Consider the following 19,834-nt stretch of genomic DNA (forward strand, 5'->3'; position numbering starts at 1 on the left):
ACGGGGCTGGATCAATTAACCGTTATCAAAACGGTGGCAACTGCCTTCCCAGACATGCATCGCCTGCTTGCGTGTGCTCCCCCAACGGTAGTTGCCCGATTCGCCTGTACCTTTGATCACCCGGTGGCAGGGGATCAGAAAACCGATGTTGTTTTTTGCAACCGCTGTACCCACCGCTCGTTGTGCGTTTGGCATCCCCAGCTGTTGCGCCAGTTGTCCGTAGGAAACCAGTTGGCCCGGTTCGACCTTCAGCAGCGCTTCCCACACCTTGATCTGGAAATTGGTGCCGCGCAATACCAGGTGCAGCTTGCCGGGAGTGGGTGTGGTTGGAAAAATCTGTGCACCGTACTGAGCCGCTTGGTTGGAATCTTCCTCAATCTTGGCGGAGCACCATTGGGACTTCATTTCGTCCAGGCGTTGTACTTCATCGCCGGAACAGAATGCCAGATAGCAGATGCCACGGTCGGTCCAGCCGATCAGCGCGATACCAAACGGAGTGTCGGTGTAGCCGTATCCGATCTGCACCCCGGCACCGCCCGACTTAATCTCGCCGGGTGTCATCGCTTCGCAGGAGATCATCAGGTCGTGCAATCGGCCCGGGCTCGACAGGCCACTGTCCAGCGACACACTGAGCAGATCATCGGCGTTATGCAACGCCTGCAGGGCGTACTCCTTGGTCAGGTATTGCAGAAATCGTTTGGGGGAGATCCCCGCCCAGGCACTGAAGATCCGCTGCAGATGGGATTCGCTGCTACCCACGGCGTCAGCCACTTCAGCCAGTGTAGGCTGGTGGCGGGCACGGCTGTGGATATATTCGATGGCACGGGCCACGGTGTCGTAGTGCTGTTGTGAACTCATCGCTGGGCTGATCCTGTTGTGAAATCTTGCGGGGCGCACTGATCTGCCCTAAGTGTGCGCGATGTGAGTACAGTGCACCACCCGATTCTTGCTCAGGAGGTGGTGTTGTCTGCTGTATCAGCCCTACGCTGTTTGGATCTACGGTTGGCGATCAGGCCACCCAGCATAATCAAAGCCACCGAGATCAGCAGTTCTACCGAGGCTTCATCCTGGCCCGCCATTACCAACGCCACGGAGGAGATCAGCGGTGCAAAAAAGCTCAGAGAGGCCAGCAGGGTTTTGTTGCCCTGTTTCAGGCCAATATCCCACAGGTAGAAGGCGCCACCCACCGGGCCCAGACCCAACAGGATCGCCCCCAGCCATTCACTCGTCGAGAACTGCCAGAGGCTGGCATCCAGCGAGAAATTGCTCTCCAAGATCAGGTGGGCGAGTAGGGAAAGGCCTGCTACCGCCAGCGAGATCCAGCCGATGTCATCCACCTTGCCCGGTGAGCGGGCCAGATAGGCCGAGTAGTTCGACCAGATCAGCGCGCAGAGGATGGCCAGCAGATAACCCAGGGTGGATTCGCCCGACAGCGTCAGTTCGCCCTTGCCGGACATCAACACCACGACGCCTATAAAACCCACCACACCGCCAAGCATCGCCTGCAAGCGTTGACTCCGGTGGGCGACAAGTACGGCCAGCAGCAAAGGCCAGAGGTACACGATCAGGCTCACCTCCAGTGCAGGGGCTTGTCTCAGCGCCATAAAGTAGAAAAAGTGGAAACCAAACAGACCGGTTATGCCAATCAGCCAATTGCGCAGTGGCAGATTTGGTCTTTTCAGGACGCGCTCGCCGCGAATTATGCGACGGCTGAACATGATCAGGCTGGAGATGCTGAAACAGATAAACAGCAGCTGGAAGGCCGGTATGCTGGTGGTCATAGTGCCAAGCAGGGCGAGAATACCCCACAGCAGAATTGCGCTGATACCCAGTATTGTTGCCATGATCTGTTTCCTGATGCTTGTTGCAGACAGGATCAGTTTAAATCAGGTGTTGCTCCATAATTGTGCTGAATAGCCGGTTTAGTTAGAGCATAAGCCGAATCTGCTCAGCCTCTGAATTGGCGGGGTGATTGCCCAAAGTGCTCGGAGAAGCGGCGGCTGAAGGCGGACAGATCGGTATAACCCACCTGCTCGGCCACGATGCTGACCGGATAGTCTGTGTGGGCGAGCAGGGCGCGGGCCTTATCCATACGCAGCTTGAGCAAAAACTGGCTGGTGGATAGACCGGTCTGCTGCTTAAACAGGGTTTTGTACTGACTCAAACTCAGGCAGGCGATAGCGGCCAGCTCCGGCACGCTGGGTGTACTGGCCAGGTCCTGCTGCAAGTGCTCCAGCACCCGAGAGATGCGCGGGTCATACTGGGCCTGGAACGGTTCTTCGGCGAGCAGGCTAACAAACAGCTCGCCAATCTCGCGGTTGAGATCGGGGTTGTGGCTGTGTTGCAGCTGGTACTCCACAAACTGGCAGAAGGCCAGCAGCGGGGAGGAGATATTGGTAAACGGGGTACCCAGGCTGCACATGTTCTCCGGCAGCTCGTCGAGATCTGCCACCAGAAAACGGGCCCGTTCATCTGCCGCAAAGCTGTGTTCGGTACCGGAGTGAATAATCACGCAGCGGCCGGGGCCAACTCGGTCTGAAGCCCCCGCTGTGGTGATCTCGATCGCGCCTTGTAGGGGCAGTACCAGCTGATAATAATCATGCGCGTGGGCATGCATGGTGCGGGTGTAGGAGCGGATCGACAGTCGGGCGCTCATAGTAAGAGGCAGGAGCCGGGTGTTTACCCGGCGTTCTTGCGCATCTGGTCGATATATCGGGACAACAGCTCCATCTTCTCCGGGTCGTTATCCACAAAGAGCACGTCCACGTTGAGGAAGGTGGTGTCGACTTTCGGTTCGTGGGCTTCGATGGCACGCACAAAACCGTTGAGCTGGATGGTGTCCTGGCCGCTCACCTGCTCGATATCCACAACGGTGGGTTCAAGCATGGATGGGATGCCGTCTTCGCGTTTTACCGCGACTTTCACCTGTTGCAGGGTCAGGTCTTTGACGGCACAGCGGTGCATGGCGCCACCAAAACGCAATTGGGCCAGCCCTTTTGGTTTTTTCTGTGCAGGTTTCTTTGTAGCGCCTTGCTCGGCGGCCAACAGCTGTGCAGCACGGCGACGGGCCACGGCGTTGGTCTCGCCGCCTTTGGCCAGCCAGGTTTTTATCTTCTCGATCAGATGAGCCGGCTCAAACGGTTTGCCGATGTAGTCGTTAACGCCAGACTGAACCGCTTTTAAGACGTAGTCACGCTCACCACGGCTGGTCACCATTAGGAAAGGTACTGTTTGATAATTGGGTTCTTTGCGAGCCCACTGCAGTAGCTCAAGACCTGACATGCCCGGCATCTCCCAGTCACAGAGAATAATGTCGAACTTGTTTTGCAGCATCAGCTTGCGACCAGCTTCACCGTCTTCCGCCGCCTGAACTTCAGACTGGGGGAAACCGGTGCTGACAATCTTTTTCACCAGATCGCGGATAAAGCGCGCATCATCAACAATCAGAACTTTCAGGCCTGCCATGCAATTACTCTGTCTTCTTCTACTGCACTGATATTTTTTGCATTTCGCAGCTTAGCACGCGGAATGAGCATTTCAGAAGCCCGAAGCTAAAAAAGCACGGCCAAGCTGCTGAAATTTATATAAAGTTTGATGCAGATTCATGGGATGGCAGCGCGTGCAGGGAGAGTGACAGAGCCCCTTCCTCATTGCTGTGTCATCCCTCAAAATGGCCACATCCGCAACAGCGCCGTCGGGGACCGTTTAAAAAACGTTAACGTTTGATCGTTATACTCGACGCGCCAACCTTCCGTAAGTGCAGTGATTCAAACAGATATTTGGGTTTTTCTATCTTTTGGGTGTTCTGGCTTAACACGCTTGCTAAGCCAAATATTTATTATTCTATCGTGTTTTATGTCAGGTTTTTTGCGGTGTTTGGTAGATATTTGTCAATTGTCCATATAATCTTTGCGGAATATTAGGCGGTCTTAATACAGCGACTGCTAAAGAGATTCAAACAGAATGATGTATTTGGTGGACGTTATGACACGATTGCAACGAGCTGGATATTGGCTGGTTACGCTGCTGCTTTTATTAACCATGCCGGTGAAAGCTGCGGAAGCACATCGGGCCGTTGTCGCTTTTGCCCAGGACACGCTGAGAAATGACTTCCGTAAAGCTCAGGTGATGGCTGTGCGTGATGCGATTGCCAACCAGCCCGATCTGGAATTTATCTACTCCGATGCGCAGGGCAAAACGGCGTTGCTGATTCGCCACATCGAGAACTTTATCAGCCAGCAGGTGGATGTGTTGATTGTCGGGACCAACGATGAATCCGCGGTCGGGCCAGTTATCTCTAAAGCTCACCAGGCCGGTATCAAGGTGATTGTGCTGGACCGGGGTGTGAAAACCCGTGATTACACCACCTTTATCAATTCTGACAACTACGAGATTGGTGCCATTGCAGGTCGCTTTATCGCGGATAAGTTGAACGATAAAGGTAAAGTCTTGCTGCTAGAGGGGATACTGACCGCCGATGTGACCCAGTTGCGCAGCCGTGGCTTTCTGGATGTGGTGGCAAACTCACCCAAGATTCAGGTGATCAAACGCACCGGCAACTATCTGCGCAAAGATGCGCTGATGGAGATGGAGAAGCTGTTGGCCAGCGGGGAGCGTGTTGATGCAATTTTCTCCGAAAGTGACAGCATGCTCAGTGGTGTGCGCCCGGTACTGGCAAAATATGGCATTGATCCGGCCACGGTTGTGATGGTGGGGGTGGATTACACCAGTGAGGCCCGACAGTCCATTAGGGATGGCAAGCAGACTGCGACCATCAAGTTTCCTTTGGGGGGACCTGAAACGGTCGATACCGTCATCAAGGCACTGGCCGGTGAAACCGTCCCAGAGCATATCGTGATTCCGGTCCAGATGGTGACCTCTGAGAACGTTGAGTCCGTTGCACCCATTTTTTAAGTTGACGCTCTATGTCTGATCTATCCAGTAACCTCAATGTGCATAAAAAGGTATCGATCACGGTTGCGGTGTTCATTACCTTGGCGGGCATTTTTACACTGTCTGCGCTGGGGTTGTATTTTGATGGTTTCCTCAAAAAGAGTTTCCTGGAAACCACCGAAACCCGTATGCGCCACGCGTTTCAACGCGTAGAGCTGAATATCCTTGGGGTTGAGAAAAGCCTGCTGGAGGGGATTGTGTTTATCGAGAAACACGAACCCACCATGGCGTCCATCGATCTGATCAACAACTACGAAGACAAAAACAACTACAACACTTTCCTGATCGACGAAGAGAAGAAGACCATCGCTGAAGAGCTGTTGAAGCGTGTCAGGCTCTCATTTAACGACGATATCGCTCTCTATAATCAGCGTGGCGAGCTGATCGCTTACGTGGCCCGTGGCGAGAATGGTTACGCCCTCAATATCATCTCTCATGCGGACGGCCGGACCCGATTGTTGCGCCGCCACGAAAACGAGTTCGAGTACCACGAGCATCCGCTAGGCGGGGCCGACCGGGATCTGGTCGCTCTGCAGCACGCCGCACTCTATGCCCAGAAGCGGATCGAGCAAGGCAGTGTCGTTACCTACCAATACACCGAAAGGGGACTTCGGCTTACGTCCCATCTAAGCCTGTTTTATGCCCAGGATGGTGAGGCGATTGCGCATATCGAGATGTCCCGCACCATCGACCCCCAGTATGTGGCTGCGCTGTCCGCCGATCTGGATATGACACTGGAAGTGCGCAAGCTCAACGCAGGGGCTGAAGAAACACCTCCCTCCTTGTTTGATGCTGCGGCACTGGCCGGTTTGAAGGTGGTTGAAACCGAGCTCAATTATGCAGGGCGAATGCGTATCGACAGCGTGGATGGCCCGATCATTGTCGATGGGCGTCTGGAGCGTGACGTGTTGGTGCGCACGCTGGCTGAAAACCGAAAACATCTGGTGACCTGGTTGATTGGCCTAGCCCTGCTGACCTTGATATCTGTGCACTATTTCATCAAGTGGCGGCTTGAGAGGCCGCTGGGCAAATTGATGGCGCAGATTCAGAAGATCGAAGCGCGTGACTACAGCAGTTCGCCACCTCTCAATACGGACGATGAGCTGGAAGTGGTCTCCCGCAGTATCAACCAGTTGGCGGAAACTGTACGTGAACGTGAAACCTCGCTGCAGGGGTCAAAGCGAGAGCTGGAGTACCTGTCGAACCACGATGTGCTGACACACCTGCCCAACCGCCGATACTGGGACTCCCAACTGGAGTCGGCGCTGGAATCGGCCGCGTCAGAGTCTCAGAAACTGGCGATGTTCTTTATCGATCTGGATCAGTTTAAGCAGGTGAATGATACCCAGGGGCACAATGTAGGTGACGCGCTGTTGGCCCAGGTGGCCGCCCGCCTGAAAGGGCATGCACCCGAAAATCATGTACTGGCCCGGATCGGTGGTGACGAGTTCAACATTATCGTCAACCCGGTGGACGGTGCCGAAGAGTTGGAGGCCATCGCTGAGGGATACCTCAATCTGTTCAGCACACCTTTTCCGGTGCATGGTCAGGAGATCGGCATTTCAGCCAGTATCGGCATCGCCATCTACCCGATGGACGGTAAGGATAAGGTGTCATTGCTGAAGTGCGCGGACCTTGCAATGTATAGTGCCAAAGAGAAGGGGCGTAACAACTACAGCTTCTTCTCCAGCGACCTCTCTGCGCAAATGAAAAAACGTGCGGAGATGTCCCGGGCGATGAAGCAGGCAATCACGGACGGGAATCAGTTCCGTCTCTGTTACCAGCCTAAGATCTGTACCCTGACAGGCAGCATTGTGTCGATTGAGGCGCTGATTCGCTGGGAAAGCCCGGAGCTGGGCATGGTGTCGCCGGCAGACTTTATTCCACTGGCGGAAGAGCAGGGCTTGATTGTGCCGATTGGTGAATGGGTGCTGGAGAAGGCCTGTCGGGACTTCAGTCGCTTGGTGGGAATGGGGATCAACCTGCAGCATGTAAGTGTGAACGTGTCGAACGTCCAGCTCAGTAATTACGAGTTGATGCCCAAGCTTTTACGCATCCTGAAGGACACGGGTGTCGCGCCGAAGCAATTGGAGCTGGAAATCACCGAAAGCTATATCGCGACCAATATTCAGGAAGCGATCCAGACCCTGAAACAGTTCCGCCAGATGGGCATTGGCTTGGCGGTCGATGATTTCGGTACCGGCTACTCGGCCATGAGTTACCTGCAGACACTGCCGGTGACCCGTCTGAAAGTGGATAAGGCATTTGTGGACGGCTTACCAAATGATCGTAACAGCGTGGCCATTGCCCGGGCGATTATCAGTCTGGCCAAGAGCTTTGGTCTGCAGCTGACCGCTGAAGGTGTGGAGCATCAGGGCCAATTGGATTTTCTGGTCTCGGAAGGGTGCGAAGAGATTCAGGGCTACTATTACTCCAAACCGCTCGACTTTGACGATCTGGTGCAGTACTGCCGGGTCGAAGAGGTTGATAACGTGGTGATGCTGCACTCGCCGGAAGGCGCCTGATTTATCCAAAAACAGGTGGTGGACAGGGGCTGCCCACCACCTTCTCATTTCGCCGTGGACTTACGGCATATACACATCGCGGAAAAATCCGCTCATCGATAGGTGTACCGTCACCGGATTATCGGTACGGTTACGCCAGTACCAGCCGTGGGTGCCCTTAAACGGTGCGGTAAATGAACCGCTGGAGCTTGGCATATTGCGGGCAAACCAGTAGCTGGTGAACTCGTCCTTGGCTGCATTGGGTGGCTCGCCGTGCATATCAAAGTTCACCACACCGCCTTCCACTTCCCAGTTGAAGATAAAGCGTTCACCTAGCTCCATAATTGCCTTGAGCTCGGTACCCTGACCGGGTGCCAGTTTCAGGCTGAAGGTCCGGGTTTTATAGGCTTCTTCGCGTTTACGGACGGGTGAATTGTCCTGCGAGTCTATCCCAGCGATTGCGGCGGAGATGATCGTGTTTGCAGGCGTTGAATCGGTACTGCGGTTCAGGGCGGTAAGGCCCATCGCCTTACCCAGACCGGTGGGATCGATGCCGTATTCCGCGGGCAGCACCGTGGTGACCAGCAGGGCCCCGCCCAACAAGGCCGCAGCCAGGGTGGCTTTGATCAGGCTGGTTTTTGATGGCAGCCCTTCGTGAGTTACATCTGTAATATCGCGCATGTTATCTACTCCTCTCTGTTCAGGCTGCAATTACAAAACCGGTGAGCTGATAACCGATCAGCAGGAAACCGGCGGCCATCAAGACCACGTTGGCGGCAAACGCCTGGCGGGCAAAACTGTGGCTACGGCGCCAGGCATTCATTAGGATCAGAATGCCACCCAGGGCAAGCATCTGACCGATCTCCACACCCAGATTAAAGGCGAGGATATTGCCCACGAGGCCGTCCTCGGAGAGGGTGAAATCCTGCAGCTTGGTCGCCAGGCCGAAACCGTGGAAGAAGCCGAAAATCAGCACGGCCGCTTTGGTGTTGGGCTGGAAACCCAGCCAGCGCTTGAACGCACCCAGGTTATCCAATGCCTTGTACACCACCGACAGGCCGATGATGGCGTCGACGATATAGGGGTTAACGTTGGTTTCACTGAGCACGCCGAACAGCAGCGTGACACTGTGGCCAAAGGCAAACAGCGTGACGTAGATCCCCACTTCCCGCATGCGGTAGAGGAAGAAAATAACCCCCAGCAGAAACAGCAGGTGGTCGTAACCGGTCACCATATGTTTGGCGCCGAGGTAGATAAAGGGCAGCAGCTGCAGGCCGCTGGCCTGTTCGATAAAGAGGGCATCGCCCTCGGTCACACCGTGAGCGAATGCCAGGGAACTGAAGCCGGACAGCAACAGCAACAGCACCAGTGGCAGCAGGGTGCGGGCAGACAGGGGTGACCCCCATCGCATCTGTGATGGTTTAAGCATCTTGATTGCTCCATAAAAAATCGGAGGCACAAACGATCCGTCACCTGATCGATGATCTGGCGACAGCACTGTTCAAAGAGTGATAAAGAAACTTAAACCCGCGGTGGGCGGTAGGGACCGGATAGGTGTGGATCGGCCGGATCGGGCAGCAAATAGGCCTGCCGTGGTTCGCGTACTTTGCTGATCGCAAAGCCGGTAAGTGGATGATCAAGCTGGTTTTCGAATGCACCCACACCGTGCAGCAACTGGTGCTCGATATCGCTCAGTTGCAGGCTGTCATCATGAAAGTGCCCCAGCTGGGTGTCATGGAAGTGCCCGTGCTGCTGTGCTTTGACGTACGGATTGATCGCATCGGCGCTGGCATGCAGATCCTGCTGCGCCGCCCACAGACCACGCCCCAGCAGCGCAGCGATCAGCAGCGCGGCAAGCAGGGCCAGCAATATGCGGGATTGATGTATCGGTCGTACGTTCATAGCTGCCTTTGAACAGAGGTTTATGGCGAAGTTCAGTGGTCTGGAGAAAAAAATTATCTTCAGCCTAGAGCGTTTATAGACAGGTGAACAGGGTGCTTTAGTGTGGGGTGGTTCATCGTTTGGTGTTGGGTGGTTGGATGTAGATTTGGATCAAATTGTCGGGCATCGCGTTGCGATGGCCGACCTACGGGAACCTTGTAGGTTGGCCATTGTGAAGCAATGCCCAACACCCATGGTTTAAATTGACATAAAAAAACCGCTACCGGCGAAGCGGGTAGCGGCTAAAAGGTGGATGGATCATGCATCCATCACAGGAGTGTCACACGAGGTGGTGATTCCCCGGATGACAGACCTCAGTTGACAAAGAGAGTCAACAGCGCAGCATCCGAAGAGCTGTTGCGGTGGCTCTCTGGTCCCGAAACTCAGTGAGGAGAAGGCCTTACTGAGCAGCGATTACAGAAAACTCAACCAGCACGTCCGGGCGTGCCATGCGTGCTTCAACACAGGCACGGGCTGGTTTTTCAACGTCGGCAACCCACGCGTCGTACACAGCGTTCATCGCGGCGAAGTCTTTCATATCGCGTACGTAGATGGTGATCGACAGCAGTTTGTTACGGTCGCTGCCTGCTTCAGCCAGCAGGGCGTCGATCTTGTCCAGGCAGCGCCGAGTCTGTTCAGCGGTGTCCCACTCAGCGTCGCTCGCGGTCTGACCACACAGGTAGATGGTGCCGTTGTGTTTTACGATTTTGCTCATGCGGTCGTTAGAACCGATACGCTCGATGCTCATGATTTGTGTCTCTCCGATTGTATTCAGTGACAGTTCGATAACAGTTATTCAGTGACAGTATTTGGATATAGGTGTCGGATTCGGTTACAGCACCTTGCGCTCGAAACGGTCGATGCGGAATTTGTTCAGGTCAAAGCGTGACGTGCCGGTGGTGATCAGTTCGGCCATCACCTGGCCCACGATCGGTCCCATCTGGAAGCCGTGGGCGGAAAAACCAAAGGCGTGGTAGGCGTTGTCAGCGTTCACGCTGGTGCCAATCACCGGCAGGTTGTCCGGCATATAGGCTTCCAGACCGGCCCACATACGGTTGACCGAGGCGGTGGCCATAATCGGGAAAAACTCCACCGCGTTGCGCGCCCCCACCGCCATCTTGGCGTAATCCAGACGGGTACGGTTGTTTTCACGGTCGGCAAAACCCTTGGCGCCACCACCGATCAACACGGTGCCGTTCTCAAACTGCTTGAATGACAGCGGACGGCTTACTGCACCGACTACCGGGGTGGCGAAGTGTGGCATGCGGGTGGTGATCATCAGCATCGGCGCACTGTGGGTCAGTGGCACGTTATCACCGATCTTCACGGCGATCTGGTCGGCCCAGGCACCGGAGCAGTTCACCAGGTGCTCCCCTTCAAAGCGGCCCTTGTCTGTTTCAACGAGCCACTGCTGGCCGATCTTGCGGATCCGCTGGGCGGCGACCCCTTCAACAAACTTTGCGCCAAAGCGTTCCGCCGCGCGGCGGAAGGCCAGCGTGGACTGGTAAGGGATGGCATAACCATCCTGTTCGGACACTACGCCCCCCACACAGTGGGGCGCCACGTGGGGCAGACGTTCGCGCAGCTCCTGCTGGTCGATCATCCTCTCGTGGTGATGACCAAGACCGTGCATCAGCGCTTCACGCTTGCGCAGGGTGTCCATATCGTTTTCGTCTGCGGCGATGTTGATCAACGAGCGAGCACGGAAACCGGTGTCGGCATCCAGTTCGTCGTCGAGCCCGTGCCACAGCTCCATAGAGGCTTTACTCAGTTCCACTTCGGCCACGTCGCGACCCAGCACGCGCACACCACCGGCATTAACGCCGGATGCGTGGCGGGAAACCCAGTCCTTCTCCAGGATGGTCACGGAAACACCCAGACGGGCCAGGTTATACGCAGTGGCACAGCCCTGGATGCCACCACCGATAATCAGTACGTCGCTGTTCCCACCGTTTTTAATGAGAGTGTTTTTCATGATTTGGCTCCGGCGGCTGTGCTCTGTTTGGGTTCTACCCGGCTGAACTGACCCAGTTCGGTCAAGTTGAGCAGACGCATTGGTGAGCGCAGGCGGTAGTACCCCACCTCGGCCACGCTGATGCCACGCCACTGGGCCAGCAGTTCGCTGACGGTGTGACCACACTGGCGTCCCTGACAGGGACCCATGCCACAGCGGGTCATGCCTTTCAGATCCTGTGGACCGCTGGCACCCAGCTCAAAGCCACGCTTCAGGTCGGCTACGGTGCGCTCTTCACAGCGGCACACCACGGTGTCGTCTGATTCCGGAATACGGTGCGCGTCGACCGGACGGTACAGGCGGTCGATAAAGCGACGGAATTTGTTCAGGCGCTCCAGTTCACGGAACAGCGGGGTGGCCTGCTGATCACGTTCGCTGTCGGTGATAAAACCGGCGCGCTGCAGCTGGTTCAGTGCGGCCAGCTTGCCCATCACCGCCGCGCCGTCGGCACCCACGATGCCACTGCCATCACCGGCCACGGCGATGGTGTCCAGGGAACTCTGGCCCCAGCGGTTGAGGGTCGGTTTCCAGCACAGCTGCTGTTCGCACCAGTAGTGCTCCAGGCCCAAGGCGCGGGTCAGGTTAAGGTTTGGAATCACCCCCTGGTGCAGGAAGATATGTTCCGCTTCCAACTGACGGCCTTCATTGCCGCAGTTGAACTTCAAGCCAGTCACGGCGTTGTCACCGGTGATCTGCAGGTCAGACGCGAAGCGATAAACCGGGACACCGGCCTGACGAATCTCGTTCAGCAGTAGCAGGCCCTTGCGCAGCATGGAGGTGGCGCTCAGGGCACCGCCCACTTCAGCCATGGCGTCGAGGTAGGCGGATTTTGGAGTGGTGTCGACCAGTGCTTTAACCGGCACACCCAGACGCAGGTACTGCGCCACAATCAGGTAGAGTAGGGGACCTGTGCCGACGAAGATCGCATCGTCGCGCACCAGGCCGTCGGATTTCAGCATCACCTGGGCGCTGCCTGCGGACATCACCCCCGGCAGGTGCCAACCCGGGATCGGGAACGGACGTTCCATCGCGCCGCCGCTGATGATCAGCTCACGGGCGGTCAGGCTTTGGGTGCCGCCATCGCGGGAGAACAGCACTTCGCCGTTGTCACCCACGTGCCATACGTTAGCACCGCAGAGATGTTCGGCACTGCTTGCTTCGAAGGCTTCGACCAGCGCCGCGCCTTTCAGATAATCTTCGCCCAGCAGTTCCGGCTGGGGCAGCGGGCTGTTGGTCACGTTACGGTAGATCTGACCACCCGCTTTGGGTTTGTCGTCCAGTACCACCACGGAGGCACCAGCTTCAGCGGCTGTTACCGCAGCTGACATACCGGCCGGGCCCGCACCAATGATGGCGATGTCGTAGCTCTGGCCGGAATTGAATTCTGGAGTGTCGGTAGGGCTATAGATGTTCATTTACTGGCCCTCCTGGTATTGCACGGTGTTGTCACTGTTGTGTGTGGCAACGGCTTCGCTGGTTTGGGTGATCTCCTGACGTTTTACCGACATGCCGTCCTGCACCTGAGTCAGGCAGGCCTGACGGTTAGGCATTCCGTCGATCTCGACCAGGCATTCAAAGCACACGCCCATGGCACAGTAGGCCGAGCGTTCCTGCTCATTCACCGGAGAGAGACGGGTAACGGTCTCGCCAGTCTGCGCCATCGCGGCCCACACACTGGTACCGGCGGGTACGCTGATCTCGCGATCGTTGATCGTCAGGCGTACCTGTGAGTCGGAGTGGGACCCTGACGGTTGCGATAGGTATCGGAACATCATGAAGCTCTTTTGTGCTGTGTTTAAGCTTTCTACGCGGAACGGATGGCAGTCGCGCAGATTGGGGTTACGCAGGGAGGTTAAACAACGGGCGGCGCGGAAATGGCTGTATGCCGCCCGTTTCAGGCGTTAGATCGTCAATTAGTTAGCGATCTTATCCAGTACGCTCTGACCCCACTCAGCGCCGATGTCGTCCAGGATCTGAGGCCATACTTCAGCACGTACTTTCTTCGCTGCAGCCGCCAGTTCTTCGTCGGACAGCTTCACGATAGTTGCACCGTAGTCAGCCAGTTTCTGCTCGTAGTCGCCCTGGTCGGACTCAGCACGTTCCCAACGCTTCGCTTCGAACTCTTTTGCAGCTTGTTCCAGCGCCGCACGGTCGTCGCTGTCCATGTCAGCCAGGGTTTCGGAGTTGATCAGCATGTACCACGCTTCGAAGTGCGTGTTCACCGGTACGTAGGTTTTGGTTACGTCACGGAAAGAGGCGTAGTAACCCTCTGCACCGGAACCGATGACACCGTCTACAACGCCGGTCTGCACTGCGGTGAAGGCTTCAGAGAACGGGATCGGGGAGCTGATGTAACCAAGAGAGTCAGAGGTCAGCTGGAAGCTCTTGATGCCCGGTACACGTACCTTGATGCCTTTGTCTACGTTCGGGTTGCCCGGAGAAACCGCATCACGGTTCAGCGCTACGCCACCGAAGTAAACCGGGTACGCTGCCAGCATGGTGATGTCCTGCTTCGCGTACAGCTCTTTCATCGCTTCGTAGATAGCGCCACCTGGGCCGTAAGCAACTTTTGCTTCTTTCCAGTTAGCCGCTACGTATGGGAAGTAGGTGATCTGCATCTGACGGGATGCCGCAGTTGCTGCAGGCTGTACCGCCATGTCCACTGCACCTACGGAGATACGCTCCTGAACGGTGGTGTAGTCACCCAGCGCGCTTGCCGCGAAGATCTTAACTTTCACGTCGCCTTCGGTCGCTTTTTCAACGTTGGCTGCGAACGCTTTCAGCTCGGTATCAACGATGGCGCCCTGTGGACGGATGTGGCTGATCTTCAGGGTTGCCGCTTCGGCAACAGCAGTCAGGCTCATTGCACCTGCGATAACAGCAGCAGTCAGGGTTTTAGTCAGGAATTTAGGTTTCATCTCGTTATCCTCTATTACTTCTTTTTATATTCGGGAGCCTGAAAATCAGGCTCCATAGCCGGGTCGGGATGGCCCGGCTTCCGGGATCTCTTAAGGGTCTTACCCTCTTATTTGTGGATCAGTATCCAAACAGGGCTGGCAGGCCGAGGGAGAGGTCTGACCAGAAGGAAGTCAGGAATACCACCGGCAGGTAGCCAAACAGGATCAGGATCATTGCTGGACGGATCACCTTGGTCACTTGGACGTTACCGATACGCGCACCCAGGTAGAGGATCGATGCGTACGGCGGTGTTACCCCACCCATTGCAGTGTTCACACCCATGATTGCGGCGAACTGCACCGGGCTGATGCCGATTGCTTCCATCAGTGGCAACAGCAGTGGCGCAATCAGGATGATTGCGGTCACGTCGTTCACCACCATGCCAACCAGGAACAGCAGAATGTTGATCAGGATGAGCAGAATCACTTTGTCGTCGGTGATGGAGAAGATCGCTTCCACCAGGGCCTGCGGCACACTCTCCAGCACGAACATCTGCGACAGGATCATGGAGAACAGGATCATCAGCATGATCGCGCCCACAGAGGTGGAGGCTTCCTTACCGGCGCCCAGGAAAGTTTTCCAGTCCAGACCTTTGTAGATCAGGAAGCCCACTGGGATCGCGTAGATCACCGCCACAGCCGCCGCTTCGGTTGGCGTCATGATGCCGCCGTAGATGCCGCCCAGAATGATCACTGGCATCAGCAGTGCAGGGGTTGCCTTAAAGCCACGACGGCTTACTTCAGCAACAAACTCTTCACCCTTAGGACGCTCTTCCAGCTTCAGCGGGAACTTACGGGCCAGCCATACGTTCACCACGGAGAAGTTGAACATGATCAGCAGACCCGGGCCCAACGTTGCCAGGAAGCAGGCCAGGATGGAGGTATCGGTTACCCAGCCGTATACGATCATGGTCACACTGGGTGGGATCAGCAGACCCAGCAGGGAAGCATTGGCGATCAGTGCCGTGGCGTACTCACGCGGGTAACCCTGCTTCTCCATCTCTGGGATCAGCAGTGGGCCGATCGCCGCGACACCGGTCAGACCGGAGCCGGAGATCGCACCGATCAGCGCACAGCTGACGGTGGCTACCACACCCAGACCACCGCGCAGGTGACCAACAAAGATATTTACAAATCGCAGCAGACTGGCTGCGATCCCGCTGACACTCATGATGGTGCCGGCCAGGACAAACAACGGAATGGCCAGCAATACTGGGTTACCCAGCTGCTGGAAGCCCCACAGCATGTTGCCTTTCATCACAACATCGCCGACGAAGTACATCACCATCAGACCACCGCCGAAGCAGTACGGCAGAGGGACGCCAAGGGTTAACAGGATGACCAGAACGGCCACCGCGATCATAGCTACTTCAACCATTTGTTGGCTCCTCATCGGCAAACAGTTCACGGATGTGACCCAACAGGTGGTAAGCGGTGTACAGCATCATCAGCACCAGGCCGGTGATCAGCGCCACATCAACATAGAAGGTCGGGATGTACAGGGTTGGGCTCTCTTTCCAAACCCGCAGGGAGTACTTGGTAAAGCGCCATGCCCAGTAGGTGAGCCAGCAACCAACAACCAGACTGATCACTTCGCCGATGATTGCGAGCAGGGTGTGCGCACGGCGGGTGGACAGGAAGATCTCCAGTACATTGGCACGGATATGGGTGTTTTCACGGGACGCGTTCACCGCGCCCAGCAGATAGAGCCACATAGTTGGGTAGAGGAGGCTTTCCTCCAGACCCATCACTGGGACTTCCAACACGTAGCGGGTGATTACCTGGACAAACTGTCCAAGTGCCACCAAACAGATCAGCCCGGTCAGAAGGACACTGACGAATCGGTTCATGGGCGTGTTTCCTCGAATCACAACGTTTTTAGAGTTATTGGGTGCCGACTCGGTTTGTTTGGAACGGTGGTCGGTCACCTCACATCTCAGCTTGTTCGGAATCCACTCCGTGCCGTTTCTGGGCACTGGTGTATTCGTTCAGAAATACTCGCAATGGCACCCTATAAAATCAAAACGATAATATTGATCAGTCCATAGATTTAATTTATGGTCTGCGTATATCGCCTTAGGAATCAGAGGGTTTTATGAATCTCAGCATTCGCCAGTTGCAGGCATTTCGTGAAGTGATGCGTACCGGCTCCATCTCAGAAGCGGCCCGGGCGCTTAACCGCACCCAACCGGCGGTCAGTGCGGCGATCGCCAGCTTGGAAGAGGAGTTGGGATTAACCCTGTTCGAGCGTCAACGCGGGCGGCTGGTGCGTAAACCTGAAGCGATGTTCTTCCTAGAGGAGACTGAAGCGGTGTTGGAGCGTCTGGCCCACACCTCCCGCACCATGAAGGAGCTGGCGTCTTTGAAGGAAGGGCGGTTGCGGATCGCTTGTATGCCCGCATCCTCCCAGTTCATGATGCCGCGACTGGTCGCGGACTTTGTGCGCGACAAACCGCAGGTGAAGGTCTCTTTGATGATGCGTGCTTCCTCCATCATCGAGGAGTGGGTGGCCTCGCAGCAGTACGACTTAGGTTTCGCAGAAACACCGCCGCCCAACAGTGCGCTGGCCACAAAGGACTTTGCCCTCAGTTGTGTCTGCGCATTGCGCCACGACGATCCCCTAGCACAGAAGGAGCTGATCACGCCGGAAGACTTGGCAGGCAAACCACTGGCGGTGCTGCAGGAAGACCATCCCAACCTGATCGCCACCCAGGAGGCGTTTCGCAAGGCCAAGGCGGTCTTTGAACCACGCTTTGAGCTGCGCAACTTCCAGCCAGCATTGAAGTTGGTGGAGGAGAATTTGTGTTACTGCATCTGCGACCCGATCACCGCCAGCAGTTATTACGACTACCATCAGGTGGAACCACAGCTGGTATTCAAGCCGTTTGCACCGGTGGTGCCGCTGCTGGTATCGATCCTGACCCCGGCGCATCGCCCGCAGTCATTGCTGGCCTCGGCGTTTATCGAGATCCTGGAAGAGGAGATCAACCGGGTGGATATTCTGTTTCAGGGAGAGGTGTAGTATCGAAAGAAAGTGTAGGTTGGCCATCGCGGAGGGATGCCCAACAAGTCGACTCAAAAGTATCCCGTAACTGTTGGGCTTCGCGTTGCGAAGGCCAACCTACGACCGAGTCGTGGTGAAGCTAAAGCAAGGGGCAAACAGGAGAGAGTGGAAGCCCGGAGCAGGAAACAGGAGTCATACACACCACTCCGGGGCTTCAGCGATCACATAATCCTAGATCGGCATGACGGGAGGCGCCGACCTCAAGAGACTTATGCGATGTTCAGGCTGTCAAAGCGGCTCAGCAGCGCTTTAACACGCTCGGCAGATTCGTTCTTTTCTACCAGCAGGTTGTCACGTTCGCTGCGCAGCTCGCTCACTTCCATGCGCAGCAGCTCCAGCTCATCCAGCAGAGAATCAATTTTAGAACCCAGTTGTTCCAGCAGTTCTTTTTCCATCGTACTTATCCGTCCAAAACTTAGAGATACATCGTAAAAGCGGGCGATTATAGGCCTGCCCAGGGTGTCTGAACAGTCGTAATTTGCCTGCTGTTTAATTGCTGACCGGAATGCTGTGCAGGGAGTGATCAATACCTGTTTCAAGCAGCTAAACCCAGCGTTATCCGGCCCGCTGGTGGGAGTCATAGATCTGTCATAAGTTCCCCAAAAGAGGACCGCATCCATCCGAGGAAGTTGCAGCGATTAGGCCTCTGACTGACCCCCATCAACAACCCGGCCAGACTACTTACCTTTGACCCTGTTGATGGTTATGATCAGGGTAGAAAAATCTGTGGAATGAATGACATACGTATGGAAAACCTCATTACTCTGATCCTGATCTGTGCCGGGCTTTCACTGGTGCTCAACGTGTTGCTGAAGAAGCTGCAGGTGGAGTCCGTGATCGGTTATATCCTCACCGGTATGGCGGTGGGATTTGCCTTTGATCTGGAACACAGCGCCAGCCTGGAGACGGTGGCGGAGTTTGGTATCGTTTTTCTGATGTTTACCATCGGGCTGGAGTTTTCGCCGCATAAACTGCGGCTGATGAAAAAAGAGGTATTCCTCTACGGCACCCTGCAGATGGGGATTACCGCAACGGTGTTCTTCGCCGCAGGGCATTACCTGCTGGCGTTGGAACCGGCAGTGAACCTGATCGTCAGTCTGGCGCTGGCGTTGTCCTCCACCGCGATAGTGCTCAACCTGCTCACCAAGAACCGCAAGGTGGGCAATCTCTACGGCCGTAACGCAGTGGGCGTGCTGCTGTTCCAGGATATTGCGGTGATCCCGGTATTGTTGATGGTGTCGATCTTCGCCAGCAACCACCAGAGTGTGCCGGAGCTGCTGCTGGATGTGGTGATCGACGGCGCCATCGTCTTTGCCCTGCTGTTCTTTGGCGCCCGTTTTGCCACACCACACCTGATGGAGCAGGTGATTGGTTCCCGCTCCAACGAGATCTTTGTCGGCGCGTTGCTGTTGTTTGTGATCGGCGCGGCACAACTAGCCCATACGTTGGGTTTCTCTTACTCTCTGGGGGCCTTTATCGCCGGTATGGTGATCGCCGAAACCCACTACAAACATCAGGTGGAAGCGGACCTGATCCCGTTCCGTGACCTGCTGCTGGGGGTGTTCTTTATCACCGTGGGGATGCAGGTCAGCCCACCGTTTGTGCTGGAAAACCTGTTCCTGATCCTGGCTGTGATGATCAGTTTGCTGGTGGTGAAAAGTATTATCCTGTTTGCCCTGATCCGTGTGTTCCACGGTACCCGTACCGCGCTGAAAACCGCCTTGCTGCTCTCCCAGTGTGGTGAATTCTCCTTTGTGATCTTTGAAACCGCTCAGGCCAACGACCTGTTTATGGATCAGGAATTTGGCCAGATTCTGGTGATGGCGATTGTGTTTACCATGATGCTGACCCCGTTCCTGTTCCGCTCGCTCGACCGCATCACCGATTTGCTGGTGCGGGAGGGTGACGAAGATGAAGAGGTATCTGCCGAGCAGCCGACCAGTGGGCATGATCACGTCAAAGCCAATCAGGTGGTGATCTGTGGTTTTGGCTCGCTGGGTAAACGGGTGGCACAGCATCTGGTGCGTGAAGATATCGACTACGTTGGCGTGGAGCACGAGGGCCATATGTACCGCGCCGCCACCGATGATTACCTGCCGGTGATCTTTGGTAACGCCAGCCGTAGCCAGTTTCTACGGGGTATCCATATTGATCAGGCGCGTGCCGTGGTCATTGCCATGAGCAACGAAGAACGTATCCGTCAGGTGGCACATACGCTGCAGCATGTAGCGCCGGAAGTGCCGGTGTTTGTCTGTTCTTCCAACGATAAACTGATTGCGGAGCTGGATCTGGTGGGTTCGACTCAGTCGATTAATACCCAAGATCAGAAGGCACTGGCGCTGGTACAGGCGCTGCAGGAAAGGGAAGGGCGTATATAAAAAAACGGCGGTCATCTGACCGC

19 protein-coding genes are annotated in these 19,834 nt (G+C 55.9%); 4 read left to right on the plus strand and 15 right to left on the minus strand.

The window, feature by feature from the left end; all coding sequences use genetic code 11:
- Window positions 1-15: 15 nt before the first annotated feature.
- The 4 genes from ACEQ15_RS09585 to ACEQ15_RS09600 all read right to left on the minus strand — a co-directional run bounded on the left by ACEQ15_RS09585 (window position 16) and on the right by ACEQ15_RS09600 (window position 3,465).
- The gene (locus ACEQ15_RS09585; protein WP_370278936.1) at window positions 16-858 is read right to left on the minus strand and encodes a bifunctional helix-turn-helix domain-containing protein/methylated-DNA--[protein]-cysteine S-methyltransferase; all 843 of its coding nucleotides are present in this window, start codon (window positions 856-858) and stop codon (window positions 16-18) included.
- Window positions 859-950: 92 nt separating this feature from the next.
- Entirely contained in the window at window positions 951-1,844 is an 894-nt protein-coding gene (locus tag ACEQ15_RS09590) for a DMT family transporter (protein WP_370278937.1), read from the minus strand.
- Between the two features lie 104 nt (window positions 1,845-1,948).
- Complete coding sequence (locus tag ACEQ15_RS09595) at window positions 1,949-2,656, minus strand: helix-turn-helix domain-containing protein (protein ID WP_370278938.1); 708 nt, start codon at window positions 2,654-2,656, stop codon at window positions 1,949-1,951.
- A gap of 23 nt (window positions 2,657-2,679) precedes the next feature.
- Window positions 2,680-3,465, minus strand: coding sequence for a response regulator (locus ACEQ15_RS09600; protein WP_370278939.1), 786 nt, complete (start codon window positions 3,463-3,465; stop codon window positions 2,680-2,682).
- A 519-nt stretch (window positions 3,466-3,984) separates the two neighbouring features.
- Here ACEQ15_RS09600 and ACEQ15_RS09605 point away from each other — a divergent pair.
- Complete coding sequence (locus tag ACEQ15_RS09605; protein WP_370278942.1) at window positions 3,985-4,914, plus strand: substrate-binding domain-containing protein; 930 nt, start codon at window positions 3,985-3,987, stop codon at window positions 4,912-4,914.
- Window positions 4,915-4,925: 11 nt separating this feature from the next.
- Window positions 4,926-7,478: a putative bifunctional diguanylate cyclase/phosphodiesterase gene (locus ACEQ15_RS09610; RefSeq protein ID WP_370278943.1), complete on the plus strand. Its 2,553-nt coding sequence runs from the start codon at window positions 4,926-4,928 to the stop codon at window positions 7,476-7,478.
- Window positions 7,479-7,538: 60 nt separating this feature from the next.
- Here ACEQ15_RS09610 and ACEQ15_RS09615 read toward each other — a convergent pair whose 3' ends face one another.
- From ACEQ15_RS09615 to ACEQ15_RS09660, 10 genes are all read right to left on the minus strand, one after another.
- Window positions 7,539-8,138 (minus strand): hypothetical protein, encoded by a 600-nt coding sequence (locus ACEQ15_RS09615; RefSeq protein WP_370278944.1) that lies wholly within the window; start codon window positions 8,136-8,138, stop codon window positions 7,539-7,541.
- A gap of 19 nt (window positions 8,139-8,157) precedes the next feature.
- Window positions 8,158-8,886, minus strand: a complete 729-nt coding sequence (locus ACEQ15_RS09620; RefSeq protein ID WP_370278945.1) for a HupE/UreJ family protein — start codon at window positions 8,884-8,886, stop codon at window positions 8,158-8,160.
- 92 nt (window positions 8,887-8,978) lie between these two features.
- Window positions 8,979-9,359, minus strand: coding sequence for a hypothetical protein (locus ACEQ15_RS09625; protein ID WP_370278946.1), 381 nt, complete (start codon window positions 9,357-9,359; stop codon window positions 8,979-8,981).
- 439 nt (window positions 9,360-9,798) lie between these two features.
- Entirely contained in the window at window positions 9,799-10,146 is a 348-nt protein-coding gene (locus ACEQ15_RS09630; protein WP_370278947.1) for a RidA family protein, read from the minus strand.
- 84 nt (window positions 10,147-10,230) lie between these two features.
- The gene (locus tag ACEQ15_RS09635; RefSeq protein WP_370278948.1) at window positions 10,231-11,373 is read right to left on the minus strand and encodes an NAD(P)/FAD-dependent oxidoreductase; all 1,143 of its coding nucleotides are present in this window, start codon (window positions 11,371-11,373) and stop codon (window positions 10,231-10,233) included.
- Window positions 11,370-12,827, minus strand: coding sequence for an FAD-dependent oxidoreductase (locus ACEQ15_RS09640; RefSeq protein ID WP_370278949.1), 1,458 nt, complete (start codon window positions 12,825-12,827; stop codon window positions 11,370-11,372). The genes ACEQ15_RS09635 and ACEQ15_RS09640 overlap by 4 nt, the downstream gene beginning before the upstream one ends.
- Window positions 12,828-13,187 carry a (2Fe-2S)-binding protein gene (locus tag ACEQ15_RS09645; RefSeq protein ID WP_370278950.1) on the minus strand — a complete coding sequence of 120 codons (360 nt, stop codon included), beginning with the start codon at window positions 13,185-13,187 and terminating at the stop codon, window positions 12,828-12,830.
- 138 nt (window positions 13,188-13,325) lie between these two features.
- Window positions 13,326-14,330, minus strand: a complete 1,005-nt coding sequence (gene dctP / locus ACEQ15_RS09650) for a TRAP transporter substrate-binding protein DctP (protein ID WP_370278951.1) — start codon at window positions 14,328-14,330, stop codon at window positions 13,326-13,328.
- A 118-nt stretch (window positions 14,331-14,448) separates the two neighbouring features.
- A complete protein-coding gene (locus tag ACEQ15_RS09655) occupies window positions 14,449-15,747 on the minus strand; it encodes a TRAP transporter large permease (protein ID WP_370278952.1) in 1,299 nt (432 codons plus the stop codon).
- Window positions 15,740-16,219 (minus strand): TRAP transporter small permease, encoded by a 480-nt coding sequence (locus ACEQ15_RS09660; RefSeq protein ID WP_370278953.1) that lies wholly within the window; start codon window positions 16,217-16,219, stop codon window positions 15,740-15,742. Before ACEQ15_RS09660 ends, ACEQ15_RS09655 begins: the two co-directional genes overlap by 8 nt.
- A 245-nt stretch (window positions 16,220-16,464) precedes the next feature.
- Here ACEQ15_RS09660 and ACEQ15_RS09665 point away from each other — a divergent pair, with 245 nt between their 5' ends.
- On the plus strand, window positions 16,465-17,391 hold the full coding sequence (locus tag ACEQ15_RS09665) for a LysR substrate-binding domain-containing protein (RefSeq protein WP_370278954.1): 927 nt from the start codon (window positions 16,465-16,467) through the stop codon (window positions 17,389-17,391).
- Window positions 17,392-17,642: 251 nt separating this feature from the next.
- On the opposite strand, the gene zapB is transcribed toward ACEQ15_RS09665, so the two are convergent.
- Entirely contained in the window at window positions 17,643-17,828 is a 186-nt protein-coding gene (gene zapB / locus ACEQ15_RS09670; RefSeq protein WP_370278955.1) for a cell division protein ZapB, read from the minus strand.
- Between the two features lie 351 nt (window positions 17,829-18,179).
- Between zapB and ACEQ15_RS09675 the strand changes: the two genes are divergently transcribed.
- Entirely contained in the window at window positions 18,180-19,811 is a 1,632-nt protein-coding gene (locus ACEQ15_RS09675) for a cation:proton antiporter (RefSeq protein WP_370278956.1), read from the plus strand.
- The last annotated feature ends 23 nt before the right edge of the window (window positions 19,812-19,834 follow it).

The sequence above is a fragment of the Pontibacterium sp. genome, from assembly GCF_964228735.1.
Lineage (GTDB): Bacteria > Pseudomonadota > Gammaproteobacteria > Pseudomonadales > Balneatricaceae > Pontibacterium.